The organism is Uliginosibacterium sp. H1 (assembly GCF_036017065.1).
Classification (GTDB): domain Bacteria; phylum Pseudomonadota; class Gammaproteobacteria; order Burkholderiales; family Rhodocyclaceae; genus Uliginosibacterium.
On the sequence record NZ_JAYXHR010000004.1, the window covers coordinates 306,190 to 329,679 of the forward strand.

The 23,490-nt window shown below is 67.8% G+C and carries 4 protein-coding genes; 2 read left to right on the plus strand and 2 right to left on the minus strand.

All coding sequences use genetic code 11. The features are described 5' to 3' along the window. Window positions 1–60: 60 nt before the first annotated feature. Entirely contained in the window at window positions 61–5,256 is a 5,196-nt protein-coding gene (locus VVD47_RS20560) for a PAS domain S-box protein (RefSeq protein ID WP_327605401.1), read from the plus strand. Window positions 5,257–5,463: 207 nt separating this feature from the next. After that, window positions 5,464–5,928 (plus strand): tRNA (cytidine(34)-2'-O)-methyltransferase, encoded by a 465-nt coding sequence (locus VVD47_RS20565; RefSeq protein ID WP_327605402.1) that lies wholly within the window; start codon window positions 5,464–5,466, stop codon window positions 5,926–5,928. Between the two features lie 38 nt (window positions 5,929–5,966). Here the strand turns inward: VVD47_RS20565 and VVD47_RS20570 are convergent, their stop codons facing one another. Together VVD47_RS20570 and VVD47_RS20575 are read right to left on the minus strand one after the other, a co-directional pair. Beyond that, window positions 5,967–7,535, minus strand: a complete 1,569-nt coding sequence (locus VVD47_RS20570) for a sensor domain-containing diguanylate cyclase (protein WP_327605403.1) — start codon at window positions 7,533–7,535, stop codon at window positions 5,967–5,969. A gap of 16 nt (window positions 7,536–7,551) precedes the next feature. Then, window positions 7,552–23,487: a putative Ig domain-containing protein gene (locus VVD47_RS20575; protein ID WP_327605404.1), complete on the minus strand. Its 15,936-nt coding sequence runs from the start codon at window positions 23,485–23,487 to the stop codon at window positions 7,552–7,554. Window positions 23,488–23,490: the final 3 nt, after the last annotated feature.

Sequence of the window (23,490 nt, forward strand, 5' to 3'; positions counted from 1 at the left end):
GGGCAGGCGCGTGAAGCGGACAGCGATGATGATGTGCTGCATGGCAAGCCCGGCCCGCGCATGCCGCGCCTGAACGCCCGCCTGACTGCGCCGGCGCGGCTGCTGCTGTGGCTGCTGATCGCCGTGATGGTGCCCTTCGCGCTGTTCGCCGCGCTGGTGCTCGATCGCTCGCAACGCGCGGTCGAACTCAACGTCCAGCGCAACCTCGAAGCCGTCGCCGCCAAGAAGCAGGCGCAGATCGAGCGCTGGCTGGACGAGCGCCTGTCGGACGCCGGCACGCTCGCCGTGCGCCCCGGCGTCGCCGGCTGCCTGCAACGGTTCTCCCACCTGATGCACGACGCGGCGAGTCGCAACAGCGCCTATGGCGAGGTCGAGGCGGAATGCCTGCCGCTGTTCCAGCATGACGCTTTCGCCGAGTACAGCAACCTGCTGCTGATCGCCGAGGATGGCCAGGTGGTGTACACCACGCTGCGCGAATCCGACCTCGGCGCCAACATCCGCTCCGCGCCGCTGGAGGTCACCCGTCTCGGCCTCACCGCGGGCGCCGTGCTGCGCGACCGTCGTGCGCGGATGAGCGGTTTCGAGTTCTATGCGCCGGCCAATGCAGAGGCGGGCTTCTTCGTGGCGCCGGTACTCGACGCCGGCAGGGTGGTCGGCGTCCTGGCCCTGCAGGTGGACCAGCAGCGCCTGCTGGCATCCAACAGCGACAACTCCGGCCTGGGCACCAGTGGCCACACGGCGTTTGCGCGGCTGGGGCCGGGCAAGCGCCTGCAGGCCATCACCGGGCCGACGGACGACAGCAGTCGCGAGGTGGCCGAGGTGCCGGACCTGATGCTGCGTGCCGTGGCGGGCGAGGCCGGCGTGGGGCGTGCCGTCGACACCCGCGGCGTGGCCGTGATCGCAGCCTGGCGTGCCATTCCCGCCCTGGGCTGGGGCATGGTGGTGCGCACCGACGTGGCGGAAGCGATGGCGCCGGTGCGCGACATGCGCGCTGCCGTGCTGCAGATCGGCGTGCTGGCGCTGCTGGGTGCCATGGGCGCGGCGCTGTTGTACTGGCGCCGCGTGGTGCAGCCGATCGGGGTGCTGGCCGACGTCAGCCAGCGCATTGCCGAGGGCGACAACAGCAGCCGCGCGCCGGTGCGCGGCGACGACACCGTGCGTGCGCTGGCCGAGTCCTTCAACGCGATGATGGACCGTCTGCAGTCTGCCCGCGACGCGCTGGCGGAAAGCAACTCGGAACTCGAGCAGCGCATCCGCGCACGCACCGAAGACCTCCAGCGCCTGGTGGAAACGCTGGACGTCAGCGACCGCAAGTTCCGTCGCGTCATCGACGCCAGCCAGATTGGCCTCTGGCACCTCGACGTCGGCAGCGGCGAGCTGGTCCTGAGCGGACATCCGCAGGCCCTGCACGGACACCGCGCCGAGGATATCCGCAGCATCGATACCTGGTTGGACCTGGTGCACCCGGACGACCGCGCCAACGTGCGTGGCGCCCTGTGGTCGCACCTGGGCGGCAACAGTGACACCTACGACGTGACCTACCGCGTGCTGTCCAGCGACGGCGTGTGGCGCTGGAACCATGACAACGGCAAGGTGGTGGAGTGGACCACCGACCGCCGCGCAGTGCGTGCGCTGGGCGTCTCGCAGGACGTCACCCACAGCAAGCAGGCCGAGTCGCGCCTGCTGCTCACCCAGTTCTTCATGGACAACGTGGGTGAATGGACGGTCATGATCGACCGCAGCGGCCTGATCCGCGACGCGAACGCCACCGCCGTGCGCAGCCTGGGCTACTCGATGGAGCGCCTGCTGACGATGCGGATCTGGGACCTGGACCCGGAGCTGCGCGAGGCCGTCTGGCCACAGCGCTGGCAGGAATTCCGCAGACGTAACCAGAGCGTCTTCGAGACCCGCCACCAGACGGCCGACGGCATCAGCATTCCGGTGGAGGTGAGCACGACCTTCCAGATCTATCAGGGCGAGGAGTTCATCTGCGCCACGGTGCGGGACATCAGCGCGCGCCGGCAGGCCGAGGCGGCGCTGCAGGAGGAACGGGAGCTGTTCACCAGCGGCCCGGTGGTCATCTTCAAGTGGCGCAACGCGCCGGGCTGGCCGGTGGAGTACGTGTCGCGCAACGTCGCCGACGTGCTGGGCTACCCGGCCGAGGCCTTCGTCAAGGGCGATACCGGCTTCCTCGAACTGGTGCATGCCGAAGACCTCGAAAGGGTGCAGCAGGAAGTCAGCCAGTCCGTGCTGGCGCAACACCTCACCATCGAGCATGCCCCGTACCGTGTGCGTCGTGCCGACGGCGAAGAGCGCTGGCTGTTCGACTACACGATGATCCTGCGCGATGCCGAGGGCGAGGTGTCCCACTACTTCGGCTACGTGCTGGACATCACCGAGCAGCAGCTGGCGCAGCAGTTGCTGGTGCACGAAAAGGCCCTGCTGCGCGGCCTGCTGGACAGCGTGCCCGACCTCATTTCCTACAAGAACCCGGAGGGCATCTACCTCGGCTGCAACCGCGCCTTCGCGCGCTTCATGGGGCGCAGCGAGGAGGAGATCATCGGCCGTTCCGACTACCAGCTCAGCGACGCGGAGGCGGCGCGTGTCGCCCGCGAGGCCGATCGCGAGGTGGTGGCCAGCGGCCAGCCGCGCAGCAGCGAGGAGTGGAGCGGTGCGGCCGATGGTCGCCAGGTCCTGCTCGACACGCTGAAGACCCTGTTCCGCGACGACACCGGCAACGTGTTGGGCCTCATCGGTATCAGCCGCGACATGACCGAGAGACAGGCCGCGCACGCCGAGCGCGAACGCCTGGAGCGCGAACTGCACCTCACCCGCGCGATGCGCGCAGAGCAGGCGGTGGCCGCCGCGCAGGAGCGCACCCACGTGCTGCTGGAGTCGATCACCCAGGGGATCATGGAGGTCGACAACGATGGCCGCATCACCTACCTGAACACTGCCGCGGCGCGCACGCTGGGGCATGACAAGCAGGACCTGGTGGGGCGTGCCTTCGCGCTGTGCGTGCGGGCGGCCCCCACCGAGAACGAGGCCAGTCCGCCGCCGATCCTGCCGCTTCCCGACGGTGCCAGCGGCGTGCACGACGAGCAGCGCCTGTACCGCCACGACGGCAGCACCTTCGTGGCCGAGTACTCCTGCCTGCCGCTGCATCGCGGCGGCGCGCACGTCGGTGCGGTGATGGTGTTCCGCGACGTGTCGGAACGCCGCATCGTCGAAGACCGCCTGCGGCAGATGTCGCGCGCGGTGGAGCAGAGCCCGGTGGCGGTGGTCATCACCGACATCAACGGGCGCATCGAATACGTGAACCCGAAGTTCTGCGAGTCCTCCGGCTACAGCGAACGCGAGGTGCTCGGCCAGTCGCCGCGGCTGCTCGCCAGCGGGTCGACCAGCGACGAGGAGTACGCCGCCCTGTGGCGCAACATCGCCTCCGGCCAGAGCTGGCACGGCGAATTCCTCAACCAGCGCCGCGATGGCAGCCAGTTCTGGGAATCGGTGTCGGTCTCGCCGATCAAGGACGCACAGGGCGCCATCACGCACTACATCGGCATCAAGGAGGACATCAGCGAGCGCAAGGCCTTCGAGGAGGAACTGCGCGGCGCCAAGGACGCGGCCGAGGCCGCCACCCAGGCCAAGAGCCAGTTCCTCGCCAGCATGAGCCACGAGATCCGCACGCCGATGAACGCCATCCTCGGCATGACCAACTTGGCCCTGAAGACCTCGCTGGACGCCAAGCAGCACAACTACATCGCCAAGGCCCACTCGGCGGCCAATGCGTTGCTGGGCGTCATCAACGACATCCTGGATTTCTCGAAGATCGAAGCCGGCAAGCTGGCGATGGAGGCCGCCCCCTTCGCGCTGCAGGACGTGCTGGACAACGTCGCCAACGTGGTGGGGCTGCGCGCGCAGGAGAAGGGTCTCGCGCTGGCCTTCGACCTTGCGCCCAACCTGCCGCACATGCTGGTCGGCGACCCGCTGCGCCTGGCACAGGTGCTGATCAACCTCGGCACCAATGCCATCAAGTTCACCGCCGAGGGCCAGGTGCGCTGCGCGGTCAGCCTGCTGCGCGAGGAAGGCGACGACATGCTGCTGCAGTTCGACGTCAGCGACACCGGCATCGGTATTTCGAAGGAGCAGCAGCAACGCCTGTTCCAGCCCTTCTCGCAGGCGGATGCCTCGACCACGCGCCGTTACGGTGGCTCCGGCCTGGGGCTGGTGATCTGCCGCCAGCTGGTTGACCTGATGCATGGCGAGATCGGCGTGGACAGCGAGCCGGGACAGGGAGCGACGTTCTGGTTCACGGCCCGCCTCGGGCGGGCCAGCGCCATCCTGCGCGGCAGCGAGACCCGCTCCAGCCGACTGGGCGTGCAGCTGGTGTCGTCCAGCGACCTGGCCCGCTTCGCGGAAAGGTTGTCCGGCGCCGAGGTGCTGCTGGTGGAGGACTATCCGCTCAACCAGGAGCTGGCCATCGAGTTCCTGCGGGCGGTGGGCATCAACGTGGCCGTGGCCGCGCACGGTGTGGAAGCGCTGTCCATGCTGGCCGAGCGAAACTATGACGCCGTGCTGATGGACTGCCAGATGCCGGTCATGGACGGCTACACGGCGGCGGCCGAGATCCGTCGCAAACCGCAGTGGCGCGACCTGCCGATCGTCGCGATGACTGCCGATGCGATGGCGGAGGATCGCGAGCGGGTACTGGCGGTCGGCATGAACGACCACGTCGCCAAGCCGATCGATCCGCACACCCTGTATGCCACGCTGCAGCGCTGGATCAAGCGCCGTCCCGATGCCCCCGCGGCGCGTCCGCGCGAGGCCCCGGCGGCCGGGCCCGGCGTGCCGCTGCGCGTGGAGCTGCTACGCAACATCGACCACGAAGCCGGCCTGGTGCGTGCGATGGGCAAGCAGGCCTTCTATCGCCGCCTGCTGGGCCTGTTCCTGCAGAGCCAGAGCGGCTTCGAGGAAGGCTTGCGGGCCGCTCTTGCCGCCGGCAGCAGCATCGACGCGCAGCGCTATGCCCACACGCTGAAGGGCAGCGCCGGGCACATTGGCGCGCGTGCGGTGGAAGAGGCGGCGCGCATCCTGGACGACGCGCTGCGGGGCGGTGCACCGGCCGAGGACATCACGACCCTGACCGAGCATACGGTGCGGGAACTGCGCGTGGTGCTGGACGGCATCCGCAGCCTGCAGCAGGCCGAGGAACAGGCCGCCGCCGAGGCCGCCAGCGCGGTGGGCACGGCAGGCTAGGGCGGGCTGGTAGAGCGCGGGAGCGGGGTGCGGGCCAGACGATCGCGGCCCGCAGGATCGGCCCGCACGTTCCCGCGCGGACGGGAAGGAGGGACAATGCGCTCCTTCCGTCTTTGCGCTTCCTGTCCGTCCGTGTCCGACACTCCCAACAACGCCTCGAACACCGCCCCGGATGCAGCCCCGGATGTCCCCCCGAGGGCCGAGCCCGTGCTGCACATTGTGCTGTACCAGCCCGAGATTCCCCCCAACACCGGCAATGCGATCCGCCTGTGCGCGAATGCAGGCGCGCATCTGCACCTGGTCGAGCCGCTGGGCTTCGAGATCAGCGACCGCACGCTGGCGCGAGCCGGCATGGATTACGCGGAGCTGTCGGTGGTGACGATCCATCCCGACTGGGAAAGCTGCAAGGCCGCGCTGGCGGGCCGGCGCTTCTTTTGCGCCACCACGCGCGGCGTGACGCGGCACGACCAGTGTGGGTTCCAGCCCGGTGACGTGGTGGTGTTCGGTGGCGAGTCGAGCGGCCTGCCGGAAGCGGTGCGCGAGGAATTCGAGCCGGCGATGCGCATCCGTTTGCCGATGCGGCCCGGCAACCGCAGCATCAACCTGTCCAACAGCGTGGCCATCGTGGTCTACGAGGCCTGGCGGCAGCAGGGCTTCGGCGGGGTCGCCTGAGCGGCCTTGCCCGCGCAGGCATGCGGTGTCGCGGTGTGTCAGGCCGGTCGGGCGTCGGCCTGCTTGTCCTGCTGCGCGGCGATGATGCGTGAATACACCGTGCAGCGGTTGCGGCCATTGTTCTTGGAGTGATACAGCGCCTGGTCGGCCTGGTCGGCCAGCTCCGCCGCGGAGTGGTTGCCCATGCCCAGTGCCGCGACGCCGAAGCTGGCGGTGATGGCCGTGCGGTCGGTCAGCTCGATGCAGTGGCGCAGTTCCGCGTCCACCTGTTCGCGCACCCGTTCCGCGAAGGCCAGGGCCTGGCGCGGGTCGGTCAGCGGCAGGGCGACGCAGAATTCCTCGCCGCCGTAGCGGCACACGATGTCGGTGTCGCGGGCCGTCCGCTGCAGCACGCTGGCGAAGGCTTGGATCACCCTGTCGCCAGCCGGGTGGCCGTACACGTCGTTGATGGTCTTGAACTTGTCGATGTCGCACATCACGAAGCTGAACTGCATGTTGCGCGTGAGGGCGTCCTTGTAAGCGGCCTCGAAGCGCGGGAAGAAGGCGCGACGGTTCAGCACGCCGGTCATCGCGTCCACCGACGCCAGGCGTTGCAGCTCCTGGTTCTGGACTTCCAGCTGTTCCTTGGAGGCGCTCAGTTCGGTCATCAGGCTGACCAGCTGGATGCGGCTCTCCTCCAGCTCGGTCACGTCGCTGAAGCTCACCATGCAGCCGCGCAGCGTATTGCGGGCGTCCAGCACCGGGGACGCGTTGACGGTGAGACGCCGGGTATTGCCGCCGGTGGTGTGCGCCTCGTAGGGCACGCCGGTGACGGCTTCGCGTGACTCCAGGCATTCCACCCAGGTCGGCGTGTCGGACGCGCTTTCGATGCCTTTCACCAGCCAGGAAAAGCTCGCAGGGTCGCGGCCGACCACCGGTTCGCCACGTTCCGGCAGCAGGGCCTCGAAGGCGTTGTTGTGCATCACGATGCGACGGTTGGCATCGAGCACCAGCACGGCTTCGTTCATGGCGTCGAAGGCGCTCTGCACGCGTGCCGGCACCGCCGCACTCGGGTCGAGGTGCTGGAAGGTACGACGCAGGTACAGGTAGAAGATGGCTCCGGCCGTGAGGCTGAACAGCAGGATCAGCTTCACGGTCGGACTCAGCCAGCTGTGCCGCAGCAAGCTCACGCTGATCGGCTGGAACACCAGCTCCACCTGGCCCCAGCGCTCGCCGCTCTGGCCCGACGCCCGGATGGGGATGATGAACTGGTTGCGCCCGACCACCTTGTCCTCGGCGCGCTGCCAGTTCTCTGCATGACCTTCCGTGCTCGACAGCAGCACGCCTTCGGCATTGCGGACGCCGATGGAGCGCAGGCTGCGGTCGCGGGCGGCCAGTGCGTTCAGCACCGGCGGCAGATGGCGTTGCCCATCGCTGGAGATGAGTGCGGCCACCTGCACGCCGGTGATCTCCGCCAGGCGCTGGCGGTTCTGCAGGATCTGCTTTTCGCCGCTGGGAAACACGCCGAGCACGAGGTCGAAGATCAGCAGCAGCGTCAGGGCCAGCGACACCAGGCCGAGCGTGACGCGTGCGGCGGGGCTGAGGCGGGAGAGCAGGCGGGTGATCACGATGTGCGCACGCGGGTCAGTACTGGTTGTCCGTCATCAGGACGCGCATCGGTTGCGACGGAGCCGCCTGCTGGTCCGCGCCGTCGTCGATCGCGTCGTCCTCCGGGTACAGCGCTTCGTCCTTGCCACGGCTGCGGGCCAGGATCGGCAGCGGGTCGATGGTACGCCAGGCCGGCACCGAGGCCATCAGCGCCGCCAGCAGGCCGATCGAGCGGCCGGCCCACCACACCACCGTGGCGGCGACCAGTGCGGTGGCAGCCTGTCCCGCCGCCGTCGGCGAGAAGTCGAGGAAGATGTCTTCTTCCACATTGCCGCCGGTGTCGCCGGCGATGTCGACCTGCAGGCCTTCCCCGAGGTCGAAGCCGCGGCTGCTGTTGCTGTCGAACTCCAGGTTGCCGCCGCCGGGACGGATGCCGTTCGCATCGAGCTGGCGTACCGAATCCAGCAGCAGGCCCAGGGGGTCGCCGCCACTGTCGTTGATGCCGCCGGCGACGTTGTTGCGATACAGCGGATCACCGGTTCCCGGATTGAAGGGATCGACCGTACTGCTCTCGACCGTATCCGTGACGTCGCCGTCGCGGTCACCACCTTCGGGATCGGGAAGATCGGGCAAGGGCAGCGGGCGGGGCGGTTCCGGTGGCCTGGGGGGTTCCGGTGGCCTGGGGCCCGGGCCGGGATCCGGCACCGGAACCGGGTCCGGATCCGGCAGCGGATCGACAGACTCGCTCATGTGGGTGAACTCGACAGCACCGGCGCGACTCAGGCCGCCGCTGTCGGTTGCGATCAGGTCAATCGAGGTGGGGCCATAGGCCCCGGCGCGCGGCTGATAGGCGAGGGTCGCCAGGGCCGCATTGATCTGTGCCTGGCTGCCGGACAGGGTCAGGCTGTTGCTGCCATTGCTGCCCGCACTGATGCTGGCGCCGCCGGACAGGCTGACGAAGAGATTGCCTTCGGTGGTGTCCAGGCGGACGCTGGTGAGGTTGCCGTCCTCGTCGCCGGCCTGCACGCCGACGATGGGGACGGCAGCCGGGCCCGTGCTGCTCTGCGCGCCGGGCAGCTGCAGGAAGGGCTGTTCGTTGACGTCCACCACCTGGACCCGCAGCAACTGCGTATCGATGCCGCCCGCGCCGTCGCTGACCTGCACCTGCACTTCGTAGATGTTGTCCCCGTCCAGGTCGGACGGCGCTTCGTAGTTGGGCGCGCGGACGAACGACAGTGCGCCGGTGCCGGCATCGATGACGAAGGCCGCGGCGTCGTTGCCGCCGACGATGCTGTAGCTGAGGGTCTGCGCGGGCAGGTCAGCATCGGTGGCGGTGACGGTGGTCACCCCGTTGCCGTTCTCCGCGACGCCGGCGTTGCCGGTGGCGCCGCCTCCATTGCTGGTGATGACGGGCGCGTTGTCGTTGACTGCCGTGACGAGGATCTCGAACACGCGGCTGCTGGTGCTGCCGTCCGCGCTGGTCGCCAGCACCGTGATGTTGTGGCGATCCACGACGTCGGCATCCAGCAGGCTGCCGTTGGCCACGGTGACCACCCCGGTGGCGGCGTCGATCGCAAAGCGGCCGCCTGCGTCGTTGCTCAACGAGTAGGTGACGGTGTTGTTGGTCGTGTCCGGATCGGTCGCGCTGGCGGTGATGCCGACCGTGCTGCCGTTGGCGGCGTTCTCCACCACGGTGTTGGCGTTTCCGTCGCTGTCCGAGACGGGGCCTACCGGCGTGTCGCTCAGGTCGGTGACGGTGATCCGCAGCAACTGCGTATCGACGAGGTTGCCGTCGGACACACGGACGATCACTTCGTAGACGTTATTGCCATTCGCATCGGTCGGCTGTTCGCGGTCCGGCGCGGTGATGAAGCGCAGGGCGCCGGTGCTTGCGTCGATGCTGAACAGGGCCTGGTCGGCGCCGCCGGCCAGTGTGAACACCAGGGTCTGGGCGGGCAGGTCGGCGTCGCTCGCCGTCACCGTGGTGACCGCGGTGCTGTTCTCGGCGATGTTCAGGTCAGCCGTGGCACCGCCGCCATCGCTGGTGATGACCGGCGCGTTGTCATTGATCGGGGTGACGGTGAGCGTGAAGCGGGTGCTGCCTATCGTGCCGCCCGCGCCATCGCTTACCGAGAAATCGAAGCCATCGGCATGGATCTCGCTGCCGTCGTGGGTATAGCGTAGGCGGCCGGCGTCGATGTCGGCCTGGGTGAAGTTGTCGCCATTGCCCAGCGCCACGCCATTCAGCGTCAGGTTGCCCTGCACCGGCGACTGGGTGAGGGTGTAGACGAGCTGCGCCGCAGTGTTGTCGATATCGGTGACGGCCAGTTGCGAGTTGCCGATGATCACCGTGCCGCCCTCGGCTGCCGTCGCGCCGGTATTGGTGGCCAGCACCGGTGCATCGTTGGTGTTGGCCACCGTGATGGTGAACACGTCCGACACGCTGGCGCCATTGCTGTCGGTGGCGGTGACGGTGACCGAGAAACTGCCTACGTCGGCATTCGCCGGTGTGCCGCTGAAGCTGCGGGTGGCGGCGTCGAAACTCAGCCAGGCGGGCAGCGTGCCGGTGGTGTAGGTCAGGGTGTCGCCGACGTCCTGGTCTGCGAAGGTGTTGGCCGGGAAGCTGAAGCTGAAAGCGCTGTCTTCCGCAGCATTCTGGTCGGCGATCGGATTGGCGACCGTCGGCGCGTCGTTGGTGTTGGCCACCGTGATGGTGAACACGTCCGATACGGTGGCGCCGCTGTTGTCGGTGGCGGTGACGGTCACCGAGAAGCTGCCCACGTCGGCATTCAGCGGCGTACCGCTGAAAGTGCGGGTGGCGGCGTTGAAGCTCAGCCAGCCAGGCAGCGTGCTGGTGGTGTAGCTCAGGGCGTCGCCGGTGTCTGCGTCTGCGAAGGTGTTGGCCGGGAAGCTGAAGCTGAAGGCGCTGTCTTCGGTCGCGTTCTGGTCGGCGATGGGATTGGCGACCGTCGGCGCGTCGTTGGTGTTGATGACCGTGATGCTGAAGACGTCCGACACGCTCGCACCATTGCTGTCGGTGGCAGTGACGGTGACCGAGAAACTGCCCACGTCGGCGTTCGCCGGCGTGCCGCTGAAGGTGCGGGTGGCGGCGTCGAAGCTCAGCCAGGCGGGCAGCGTGCCGGTGGTGTAGCTCAGGGTGTCGCCGATGTCCTGGTCCGCGAAGGTGTTGGCCGGGAAGCTGAAGCTGAAGGCGCTGTCCTCGGCGGCGTTCTGGTCGGCGACGGGGTTGGCGACCGTCGGGGCGTCGTTGGTGTTGGCCACCGTGATGGTGAATACATCCGAGACACTGGCGCCGTTGCTGTCGGTGGCGATGACGGTCACCGAGAAACTGCCCACGTCGGCATTCAGCGGCGTACCGCTGAATGTGCGGGTGGCGGCGTCGAAGCTCAGCCAGGACGGCAGCGTGCCGGTGGTGTAGGTCAGGGTGTCGCCGACGTCCTGGTCCGCGAAGGTGTTGGCCGGGAAGCTGAAGCTGAAGGCACTGTCTTCGGTCGCGTTCTGGTCGGCGATGGGATTGGCGACCGTCGGGGCGTCATTGGTGTTGGTGACGGTGATGGTGAACACGTCCGACACGCTGGCACCGTTGCCATCGGTGGCGGTAACGGTGACCGAGAAGCTGCCCACGTCGGCGTTCGCCGGCGTGCCGCTGAAGGTCCGGGTGGCGGCGTCGAAGCTCAGCCAGGCCGGCAGCGAACTGGTGGCGTAGCTCAGGGTGTCGCCGACGTCGACGTCGGCGAACGTGTTGGCCGGGAAACTGAAATTGAAGGCGCCGCCCTGGGTGGCCGACTGGTCGGCGATCGGGTTGGCCACGGTGGGCGCGTCGTTGGTGTTGGCGACGGTGATCGTGAACGTGTCCGACACGCTGGCGCCGCCACTGTCCGTGGCGGTGACGGTGACCGAGAAGCTGCCCACGTCGGCATTCAGCGGTGTGCCGCTGAAAGTGCGGGTGGCGGCGTCGAAGCTCAGCCAGGACGGCAGCGTGCCGGTGGTGTAGTTCAGGGTGTCGCCGACGTCGACGTCCGCGAAAGTGTTGGCGGGGAAGGTGAAGCTGAACAGGCTGTCTTCGGTCGCGTTCTGGTCGGCGATCGGATTGGCGACCGTCGGCGCGTCGTTGTTGCTCTGCACGGTGATGTTCACCGTGTCGCTGTCACCGAGGGTGCCACCGGTGCCGGTGTTGCCCAGGTCGGAGGTCGCGATGGTGAGCGTGGCCGCGCCGTTGTAATGGCTGGCAGGCTCGAAGCTCAGGCCGTTGAGGGCCGCGTTGATGTCGGCCAGCGTGCCGCGGAAGACCATGCTGGCGTCGCTGGTGCCGTCGCCGGAGACGAAGCTCAGGCCGGTGAGTTGCGACAGCGTCAGCACACCCTGCGTCGCGGTGAGGCTCACTTCCAGCTGGCCGCCGCCAGCGTCGATGTCCGACACCACGATCTGGTTTCCATTGCCCGACGAGAACACGAGGGCGACGCCTTCCTGCGTGGTCTGTGCCGACGGGACGGTCTGCACTGGCGCATCGTTGACGGCATTGACAATGATGGCGACGGTTTCGCTGTCGGTCGCGCCACCCGCATCGGTGGCGAGCAGGCTGAGCGTGTCGGCGCCGTTGAAGTTGGCATTGCCCTGGTAGGCCAGGGTGGCCAGCGCGGCGTTGATCTGGCTCTGGCTGCCGGAGAGCGTCAGCGTGCCGGAAGCATTGGCGCCGGCCGAGATCGTCGCCCCACCGGCGAGGCTCACGCTCAGCACGCCGTTGGCCACCGTCAGGCGCACGGTGGCGATGTTCGCGTCCGCATCGCTGACCGAGATGCCGGTGATTGCCAGCGAGGCATCCTCGTCGGTGCTCTGCGCACCCGGCACGGTCAGCACCGGCGCATCGTTGACGGCGGTGATGTTGATCGTGACGGCCGACGAGCCTGTCCGGGCGCCGCCGCTGCCAGTGTTGCCCTGATCGTTGACGGTCAGCGTCAGCGTGTCGGTCGCGGGCGGCGTGTCGCTGTTGATCCAGTAGCGGATGGCCGCGCCGTCGGACCCGGACAAGGTCTGGTTGATCTGTGCCAGCGTGCCGGTGAGTCGCACCGTCTGCGGCGTCAGGTGGGTGACGACCACGCCGGAGCTCTCCCCGCCGATGGTCACCTGGCCGCTCACCACGGAAAGCGTGAGTTGCACCAGGCCGGATGCGGCGTCGATGTCGGAGATCGACAGGCCGGTGTTGTCCAGGCGCAGGATCACCTGTTCCGTCGCCGAGTAGGACGCCTGCGCGATGCTTGCGACCGGCGCATCGTTGACGGCATTGACGGTGATGGCGACGGTTTCGCTGTCGGTCGCGCCACTCGCATCGGTGGCGAGCAGGCTGAGCGTGTCGGCGCCGTTGAAGTTGGCATTGCCCTGGTAGGCCAGCGTCGCCAGTGCGGCATTGATCTGGCTCTGGCTGCCGGAAAGCGTCAGCGTGCCGGAGGCATTGGCGCCGGCCGAGATCGTCGCCCCACCGGCGAGGCTCACGCTCAGCACGCCGTTGGCCACCGTCAGGCGCACGGTGGCGATGTTCGCGTCCGCATCGCTGACCGAGATGCCGGTGATCGACACCGACGCGTCCTCGTTGACGCTCTGCGCACCGGGCACGGTCAATACCGGCGCATCGTTGATGGCGGTGATGTTGATGGTGGCGGTATCCGAATCGGTGAGCGCACCGCCCGAGCCGGTGTGGCCGCCGTCATCGACCGACAGGGTCAGCGTGTCGGAGGCCGGCGGCGTGTCGCTGTTGATCAGGTAGGTGACCGACGATCCGGCTCCGCCCGCCAGCACGGTATTGATGTCGAAGGCCGAGCCGGTGAGGGTGACCGTGCCCGTCCCCGATCCGCTCACCAGGGCGCCTGACGAGCCGGCATTCACGTTCAGCACGCCGCTGACCACCGACAGCGTCACGGTCAGCGTGTTGTTGCCGGAATCCACGTCGACGATGAAGAGGCCGGTACCCTCCAGGGACAGGCCGACCTGCTCGGTGGCCGAGTAGCTGGCCTGCGCGATGATGGCCGTGGGCGCGTCGTTGACGGCCGCGATGTGGATCGTCGCCGAGTCGGAAGCAGTCAGCGCGCCGCCGCCGGTGTGGCCGCCGTCGTCCACCTGCAGCGTCAGCGTGTCGGTGGCCGGCGGCGCATCGTTGTCGATGAGGTAGTCCAGGCTGCTGCCATTGTTGCCGGCCAGCAGGGCGTTGATCTGCGCGAGCGTGCCGGTCAGCGTCAGCGTGCCGGTACCGGAACCGCCGATGACGACGCCGGTGGCCCCTGCGCTGGCAGTCAGGGTGCCGCTGACCACCGACAGCGTGGCCGTCACGCTGCTGCTGCCGGCATCGATGTCGTCGATCGACAGGCCGCTGCCCGCCAGTTGCAGGGTGCTGCCTTCCGTCGCGTTGTAGCTGGTCGGCGTGATCGTCGCCGTGGGCGCATCGTTCACCGCCGTGAGGGTGATGCTCACCGATTCGGAGTCGGTCAGTGCGCCACCGCCGGTGTTGCCACCGTCATTGACGGCGAAGCTCAGCGTGTCGGACGCCGGTGGGGCATCGCCGGTGTAGCGGTACAGGACGGTCGCACCGTTGTTGCCGGCCAGCAGGGCGTTGATCTGCGCCAGCGTGCCGGAGAAGCTGAGGGTGCTGGTGCCGGACCCGCCGACGACCACGCCGGTGGAGCCCGCCGACGCGCTCAACGTGCCGCCTACCACCGACAGCGTCGCGGTGATGGTGCCATTGCCGGCATCCACGTCACTGATCGACAGGCCGGTGCCATGCAGCGCCATGTCGACCTGCTCCGTCGCCGCGTAGGAGGCCTGCGCGATGTTGACCACCGGCGCATCGTTGGCGGCGGCGATGTTGATGACCGCGGAATCGCTGCCGGTGAGCGGCCCGCCGCTACCGGTGTTGCCGCCGTCATTGACCACCATGGTCAGCGTATCGGTGGCGGGTGGCGTATCGCTGTTGATGGCGTAACGCAGCGTCGCGCCGCCGCTGCCACTCAGGAAGTCGTTGATCTGGGTGACGGTGCCGACGATCCGTACCGAGCTGGCGGTCAGGTGGATGACGCTGGCGCCGGACGAACCCACCGACGCCTGCAGCGTGCCGCTGACGACCGACAGCGTTGCCGAGATGGTGGCGGAGCCGGCATCCACGTCGCCGATCAAGATTCCGGTTCCCGCGAGGTGCAGGGTGGTCTGCTCGATGGCGTTGTAGCTGGCCTGGGTGATGGTGGCGGTCGGTGCGTCGTTCACCGCATCGACGTTGATGCTGATCGTGTCGCTGTCCGTCAGCACGCCGCCGGCACCGCTGTTGCCCTGGTCGGAGGTCGCGAAGCTGAGGGTGACGCTGCCGTTGAAGTTTGCCGACGGTGCGAAGACGAGGCCGTCCAGGGCGGCATTGATGGCAGCCTGGGTGCCGGTGAACACCATCGTGCCGTCGCCGCTGCCATCGCCGGTGGTGAAGTTCAGGCCGGTGACCTGGGACAGGGTCAGGACGCCGTTGGTCACCGACAGGGTGACTTGCAGGTCGCCGCCGTTGAGGTCGATGTCGCCCACCTGCAGCGCGTTGCCGTTGGCGCCGGAGAAGACCAGGGTGCCGTCTTCGCCGACGTTCTGCGTGCCGGGGAAGACATTCACGGGGGCATCGTTCACCGGGTCGACGTCGAAGGTGAAGGTGTTCGGGCTCGTCGAGAACGCGCCGAAGTCGTCCTGCACGCTGAAGTCGAAGCTGGCGTAGGCCACGCCGTTGGCATCCGCTGCCGGCGTGAAGACGAGGTGGCCGGCTGCGATGTCCGCCGCGCTGATGATGTCGCCGGTGGTCACTGCCACGCCGTTCAGCCACAGCGTGCCGGCCGCGGGCTGGCTGTCGATGCGCACGCCGGACAGGGTCTGGCCCGCATCCGCGTCGGCGAAGCCGAAGTCGCTTTCCTGCAGGACGTAGGCGGAGTCTTCGTCGAGGCTGGTCGAGCCGTCGCTGCCGGTCGGCGGCGTATTGGCGCCGACGTTGATCAGCAGGGTGGCGGTCGAGCTGAGGCCCTGGGGATCGGTCAGGGTGTAGGTGATGCTGGCCGGCCCGGTGAAGTTCAGCGTCGGTGTGAAGGTGATGGTGTTGTTGGCATTGACGACGGCCGAGCCTTCGGCCGGATCGACCACCGGGTTGCTGACCGTCAGCGTGACGACGCTGTTGTCCGGGTCGGTGTCGTTGGCGCGGACGTTGACGGTGACCGGCGTGTTGATGGTGGTGGAGGCCGTGTCGTTGTTGGCCACCGGTGCGTCGTTCACCGCTGTGACGTTGATGTCGTGCGTGCCGGTGTTGCTGTTGGTGGCGCCGTCGGTGACGGTGAAGCTGACCGTCCGGGTCAGCGCGCTGGGGTTGTCGCTGGTGTTGCGATAGGTCACCGAGCGCAGCGCGGCCTGGTAGTCCGCGACGCTGGCCGTGCCACTCAGCGTCAGCGTGCCGGTCCCGGCATTCCACACGCCGGTGATGCCGTTCTGGTTGCTGAAGGCCAGCACGTCCTGGCCTGTCGCGTAGTTGCCGGTGATGCGCACCGTGGCGCCGGTCAGGCTCGTGTTGTCGCTGTCGCTGACGGTCAGGGCCGTGTCGACCGGTGTGGCGGCGTCGTTCTCGGTGTATGCCAGTGCGCCGCCGCCGGTCGTGATCACCGGTGCGTCGTTAACGGCGCTGACGTTGATGTTGCGGGTGCCGGTATTGCTGTTGCTGCTACCGTCGTTGACGATGAAGCTGACGGTGCGTGTACTGGTGTTCGGGTTCTCGCTGTTGTTGGCGTAGGTGATGGAGCGCAGGGCTGCCTGGTAGTTGGCCACGCTCGACGAACCCGTCAGGGTCAACGTGCCGGTGCTGGCGTTCCACGAGCCGGTGATGCCGTTCTGGTTGCTGAAGGCCAGCACGTCCTGGCCGTTCTGGTAGTTGCCGGTGATCTGGACGGTGGCGCTGCCGAGGTTGGCGCTGTCGATGTCGCTGAGTGTCAGGCCGTTGTCGGCAGCGACGGCGCCACTGTTCTCGGTGTAGGCCAGGGCTCCGCTGGTGGGCGTCACCACCGGGGCATCGTTCACCGCATTGACGGTGATGTTCACCGTGTCCGAATCGGACCGTGCGCCGCCGGAGCCGGTGTTGCCCTCGTCGGAAGTCAGGAGCGTCAGGACTGCGCTGCCGCTGTAGTTCGCGGTGGGTGCAAAGCTCAGGCCATTCAGTGCGGCGTTGATATTGGCGATGGTGCCGGTGAACACCATGCTGGCATCGCTGCTGCCGTCGCCGCTGCTGAAGCTGAGGCCGGTGAGTTGTGCCAGCGTCAGCACGCCGTTGGTGACGGACAGGGTGACGCGCACGCTGCCGCCGGCGGCATCCACGTCGGCAATCGAGATCTGGTTGCCATTGCCGCCGGAGAACACCAGCGCAGTGTCCTCGTTGGTGGCCTGGGCGCCCGGCACGGTGTTGACCGGCGCGTCATTGACCGCGGAGACGGTGATGCCGACGGTGTCGGAATCGGTGGCGCCGTTGCCGTCGGTGGACAGCACGGTCAGCGTGTCGCTGCCGTTGTAGTTCAGGTTGCCACGATAGACCAGGCTGGCCAAAGTGGCATTGATGTCCGCCTGCGAGCCCGACAGGGTGAGGGTGCCGGAGGCGTTGGCGCCGGCCGAGATACTGGCAGCGCCGGACAGGACCACGGTCAGCGAACCATTGTTCACCGACAGCGCCACCGAGATCAGGTTGTTGTCCGCATCCCCCACCGAGATGGTGGAGATCGCCAGGTCCGTATCTTCGGCCACGCTCTGCGCACCCGGCACGCTGTTGACCGGCGAGTCATTGACTGCGTTGACCGTGATGGCGATGTTGTCCGTGTCGGTCCGCGCACCGCCCGAGCCGGTGTTGCCCTGGTCGGAGGTGGTGATCGACAGCGTATCGGCGCCGTTGAAGTTCGCGTTCGGGTTGTAGGTCAGCGTGGCGAGCGCAGCGTTGATGTTCGTGATGGTGCCGGTGAACACCAGCGTCGCATCGGCCGTGCCGTCGCCATTGGAGAAACTCAGGCCGGTGATCTGCGCCAGCGTCAGCACCCCGTTGGACACCGACAGCGTCACCTGCATGACCCCGCCAGCCGCATCCACGTCGGCAATCGAGATCTGGTTGCCATTGCCGCTGGAGAACACCAGTGCGGTGTCCTCGTCGGTGGCCTGGGCACCCGGCACCGTATTGACCGGTGCGTCGTTCACGGCGCTGACGCTGATGTTGCGGGTTGCCGTATTGCTGTTGAGCGCACCGTCGTTGACGGTGAAGCTCACCGTGCGATTGCTGGTGTTCGGATTGTCGCTGTTGTTGGCGTAGGTGATGGAGCGCAGCGCGGCTTGGTAGTTGGCGACGGTGGCCGAGCCGCTCAGGGTCAGCGTGCCGGTGCCTGCGTTCCACGAACCGGTGATGCCGTTCTGGTTGGTGAAGGCCAGTATGTCCTGGCCGTTCTGGTAGTTGCCGGTGATCTGGACGACCGCGCTTTCGATGTTCGTGTCGTCGACATCGGAAACGGTCAGGCCGTTGTCGATGGCCGTGGCGCTGGCGTTCTCGGTATACGCCAGGGTGCTGCCGGTAGTGCTGACCACCGGTGCGTCGTTCACCGCCGCGATGTTGATCGTCGCCGTATCCGAGCCGGTTTTGGCGCCGCCACTGCCGACGTTGCCGCCGTCGTTGACCGACAACGTGAGCGTGTCGGAGGCCGGCGGCGTGTTGGAGTTGTTGATGTAGCTGAGCGTGCCGGACAGGTTGCCGGCCAGCAGGTTGTTGATCTGCGTCAGCGTGCCGGTCAGCGTCAGCGTGCTCGTACCGCTGCCGCTGATGCCCGCGCCGGTGGTGCCGGCGGTGGCCGACAGCACGCCGCTGACCGCGGACACGGTGACCGTGATGCTGTTGGCGGCGGCGTCCACGTCCGCGACTGACAGGCCGGTGCCGGACAGGGTGAGTGACACCTGTTCGGTGGCGTTGTAGCTGGTCGGCGTGATCGTCGCGGTCGGCGCGTCGTTGACCGCGGAGACGGTGATGCCGACGGTGTCGGAATCGGTGGCACCGTTGCCGTCGGTGGACAGCACGGTCAGCGTGTCGCTGCCGTTGTAGTTCAGGTTGCCGCGATAGACCAGGCTGGCCAGGGTGGCATTGATGTCCGCCTGGGTGCCGGAAAGAGTAAGGGCGCCGGAGGCGTTGGCGCCGGCCGAGATACTGGCAGCGCCGGACAGGACCACGGTCAGCGAACCATTGTTCACCGACAGCGCCACCGAGATCAGGTTGTTGTCCGCGTCACCCACCGAGATGGTGGAGATCGCCAGGTCCGTGTCCTCGGCCACGCTCTGCGCACCGGGCACGCTGTTGACCGGCGAATCGTTGACCGCGTTGACCGTGATGGCGATGTTGTCCGTGTCGGTCTTCGCACCGCCCGAGCCGGTATTGCCCTGGTCGGACGTGGTGATCGACAGCGTATCGGCGCCGTTGAAATTCGCGTTCGGGTTGTAGGTGAGCGTGGCGAGCGCAGCATTGATGTTCGTGATGGTGCCGGTGAACACCAGCGTCGCATCCGCCGTGCCGTCGCCGGTGGAGAAGCTCAGGCCGGTGAGCTGGGCCAGCGTGAGCACACCGTTGGACACCGACAGCGTCACCTGCATGACGCCACCCGAGGCATCCACGTCGGCAATCGAGATCTGGTTGCCGTTGCCGCTGGAGAACACCAGCGCCGTGTCCTCGTCGGTGGCCTGGGCACCCGGCACCGTATTCACCGGTGCGTCGTTCACCGCCGCGATGTTGATGGTGGCGGAATCGGAGCCGGTCTGCGCGCCGCCGCTACCGGTGTTGCCGCCATCGTTGACCTGCAGGGTCAGGGTGTCGGAGGCCGGCGGTGTGTTCGAGTTGTTGATGTAGCTGAGCGTGCCGGACAGGTTGCCGGCCAGCAGGTTGTTGATCTGCGCGAGCGTGCCGGTCAGCGTGAGAGTGGCGGTGCCCGAGCCGCTGATGCCCACGCCGGTGGTGCCGGCCGTGGCCGACAGCACGCCGCTGACGACCGACAGCGTGGCGGTCACGCTGCTGCTGCCGGCGTCCACGTCGGCGATGCTCAGGCCGGTGCCGGCGAGCGTCAGCGTGGTCTGCTCGGTGGCGTTGTAGCTCGTCGGCGTGATCGTCGCGGTGGGCGCGTCGTTCACCGCCGCGATGTTGATGGTGGCGGAGTCCGAGTTGGTCTGCGCGCCGCCGCTGCCGGTGTTGCCGCCGTCATTGACCTCCAGGGTCAGGGTGTCGGAGGCCGGCGGGGTGTTGGAGTTGTTGATGTAGCTGAGCGTGCCGGACAGGTTGCCGGCCAGCAGGTTGTTGATCTGCGCGAGCGTGCCGGTCAGCGTGAGAGTGGCGGTGCCCGAGCCGCTGATGCCCACGCCGGTGGTGCCGGCCGTGGCCGACAGCACGCCGCTGACGACCGACAGCGTGGCGGTCACGCTGCTGCTGCCGGCGTCCACGTCGGCGATGCTCAGGCCGGTGCCGGCGAGCGTCAGCGTGGTCTGCTCGGTGGCGTTGTAGCTCGTCGGTGTGATCGTCGCGGTGGGTGCGTCATTCACCGCCGCCACGCTGATGTTGCGGGTGGCAGTGTTGCTGTTGGTGGCGCCGTCATTGACGGTGAAGCTCACCGTGCGGGTGCTGGTGCTGGGGTTCTCGCTGGTGTTGACGTAGGTGATGGCACGAAGCGCCGTCTGGTAGTTGGCGACCGTGGTGGTGCCGGTGAGCGTCAGGGTGCCGGTGCCGGCGTTCCACGAGCCGGTGATGCCCAGCTGGTTGGTGAAGGCCAGCACGTCCTGGCCGTTCTGGTAGTTGCCGGTGATCTGCACCACCGCGCCGGTCATGTTGGTGGTGTCGGCGTCCGTCACCGTCAGGCCGGCGTCGATGGCGGTGGCGCTGTTGTTCTCGGTGTAGGCCAGCGTGCTGCCGGTGGTGGTCACCACCGGCGCGTCGTTCACCGCGGCGACGCTGATGTTGCGGGTGGCGGTGTTGCTGTTGGTGGCGCCGTCATTGACGGTGAAGCTCACCGTGCGGGTGCTGGTGCTGGGGTTCTCGCTGGTGTTGACGTAGGTGATGGCACGAAGCGCCGTCTGGTAGTTGGCGACCGTGGTGGTGCCGGTGAGCGTCAGGGTGCCGGTGCCGGCGTTCCACGAGCCGGTGATGCCCAGCTGGTTGGTGAAGGCCAGCACGTCCTGGCCGTTCTGGTAGTTGCCGGTGATCTGCACCACCGCGCCGGTCATGTTGGTGGTGTCGGCGTCCGTCACCGTCAGGCCGGTGTCGATGGCGGTGGCGCTGTTGTTCTCGGTGTAGGCCAGCGTGCTGCCGGTGGTGGTCACCACGGGGGCGCTGTTGGACGCCGCCACACTGATGGTGCGCGTCGCGGTGTTGCTGTTGATGGAGCCGTCGTTCGCCGTGAAGCTGACCGTGCGGTTGCTGGTGTTGGGGTTGTCGCTGGTGTTGGCGTAGGTGATCGAGCGCAGGGCGGTCTGGTAGTTGGCCTTGCTCGATGTCCCCGTCAGGGTCAGGGTGCCGTTGGCGGCGTTCCACACGCCGGTGATGCCGTTCTGGTTGCTGAAGGCCAGCACGTCCTGGCCGTTCTGGTAGTTGCCGGTGATCTGGACGACCGCGCTCTCGAGGTTGGAGTCGTCGACGTCCGTCACCGTCAGGCCGTTGTCGATGGCTATCGCGCCATTACCCTCGGTGTAGGCCAGCGTGCTGCCGGTGGTGGTCACCACGGGGGCGTCGTTGACTGCGCTGACGGCGATGTTGCGGGTTCCGTCGCCCGTCGCGCTGCCGTCGTTGACCGTGAAGGTGACGGTGCGCGTGCCCGCACTCGGGCTCTGGCTGGTGTTCTGGTAGGTGACGGCGCGCAACGCGGTCTGGTAGTTGGCGACCGTGGTGGTGCCGGTCAGCGTCAGCGTGCCGCTGGCAGCGTCCCAGCTACCGGTGATGCCGAGCTGGTTCACGAAGGCCAGCACGTCCTGGCCGTTCTGGTAGTTGCTGGAGATGCGGACGGTGGCGCCGGTCAGGTTGGTGTTGTCAGCATCCGTCACCGTCAGTGCGTTGTCGATGGCGACCGCGCCGGCGTCTTCGTTGTAGGCCAGGTTCGTGCCGGTAGTGGTCACCACCGGCACGTCATTGACGGCTGCGATGTTGATGGTCGCCGTGTCGCTGCCCGAGGCCGCGCTGTCCTGCGCGCTTATCGTCAAGGTGACCGTGGCTGGCGGTGTGTCACCTGCCAGGCGATAGATCAGCGTGGCGCTGTTGTTGCCTGCCAGGAAGTTGTTGAGCTGCGTCAGCGTGCCCGTGATGACGAGCGAGTTCGTGCCGTTGCCGGAGCTGATGCTGACGCCCGATGAGCCTGCAACCGCCGTGATCTGCGAGTTCGCATTGTTGGTCGAGAACGTGACGGTGAGCGAGTCCCCGTCCGCATCGCCGACCGAGATGCCGGTGCCGTGCAGGTTGAGGTTTACCTGCTCCGTCGCGTTGTAGCTGGTCGGTGTGATGGTCACCGTGGGGGCGACGTTCGGTGCGGCCTTGATGGCGACCCCGATCGCGGCATGGTCCGACCCGTTGTCGATGCTCGACCAGGTCATCGAGGTGGAGCTGCCGGACGCGATGCGGTAGCTGCTGGCACCCGTCGGGTTGTTGCTGTCGGGACCGACCTGGCGGTTCCACAGTTGCGTCTGGGTGCCGCCGACGTTGGGCAGGTCGTCCTGCTCTCTCAGCGCGATGACGTCAATCACCATGTCGCCGTTGGCGGTCGATACCGAGGCGCTGGAGTTGGTGCCTGTGCCGTCGTCGGTCTTCGGTGTGCCGAAGGGTGCGCTCTGGTTGACCCCGGTGAAGTTCGTGGCGCCGGCCACGAACTGGTGCGCCACGCCGTAGGTCACGACCACGTTGGCAGTGCCGGCGGTCGGGTTGAGCAGGTACCAGATTTCCGAGGTGACCACGCCGCCCGCGGTGAGGGAGGTGAGCTGCGTGAGGGCCTGTCCGCCGTAAGTCACGTTCTGCGCATCGCCGTTGTAGCGGGATGCGATGGTCACCACGAGCATCCGGTCGCTGCCCGACCCGATGGTGTGCGACCAGCTGACGCTCGTACTGCCCGAGCCCGAGCCGGACTGGGCAGAGGTCGTATTGCCGAGCGCCACCGCCAGCGTTCCCGACCAGTTCTGCTGCGCAGTGCTGTCGAGCAGGGCCGCCGATTCGATGCGGCCGGTGCGGTATTCCAGCTCCCAGTCGCCGCCGAGCGCGGCATTGCCGGTCAGGTCGTCACTGGCCGCCACGTCGGCGCCGGTCAGCGCCGCGATGCCGTCGGCCAGCACGCGGCCGTCTTCGGTGGCGGTCAGGTCACAGCCGTAGAGCAGGACATCGGCATCCTCGCTCAGCGCGCCGCGCCAGCTTGCGAGTGCGTCGGCCTGCGCTGCCAGCGCGTTGGCGTCCAGCACGGCGTTGCCCAGCTTCAGTGCGCCGTCGCCACCGTGGCTGAGGATGTGGATGGCGCCGATGTCCTGGCGTCCCGCCAGCGCCTGGGTGATCTGCGAGATGCCGTCACTGGCGCCGTCGAGGCGGATGACGACTGCATCCGGGTTGCGTTGCAGGATGCCGGCGACCAGCGTGTCCTGGTCCTCGACGGCGGCGTCGATGAACACCAGTTCCGTGCGGTTCTGCTGCGCGTCGGTGGCGTGCAGGCCGTGGTCGTTCTCGTCGGCGTCCATGCTGCGGACCTCCGGCGAGCCGTCGACCAGGCCGGGCGCGAAATCGGCGGAGTAGAGGATCCGCGCCTCGACTTCCTCGAACACCATGCGGCGTGGCGCGGCCGGGCCTGCGGTCAGGCTGCCGGCCTCATCCTTGCGGCCGAGGCTGCGCGAGAGCCTGCTCAGGCTCCGGCGGAACAGCGCGCGCAGATCGGCGTGGCCCAAGTC

Excerpts from the sequence above, each read along its gene's own strand:
- VVD47_RS20560 (WP_327605401.1), top strand. The coding sequence starts at position 61 with ATGCCGCGCCTGAACGCCCGCCTGACTGCGCCGGCGCGGCTGCTGCTG.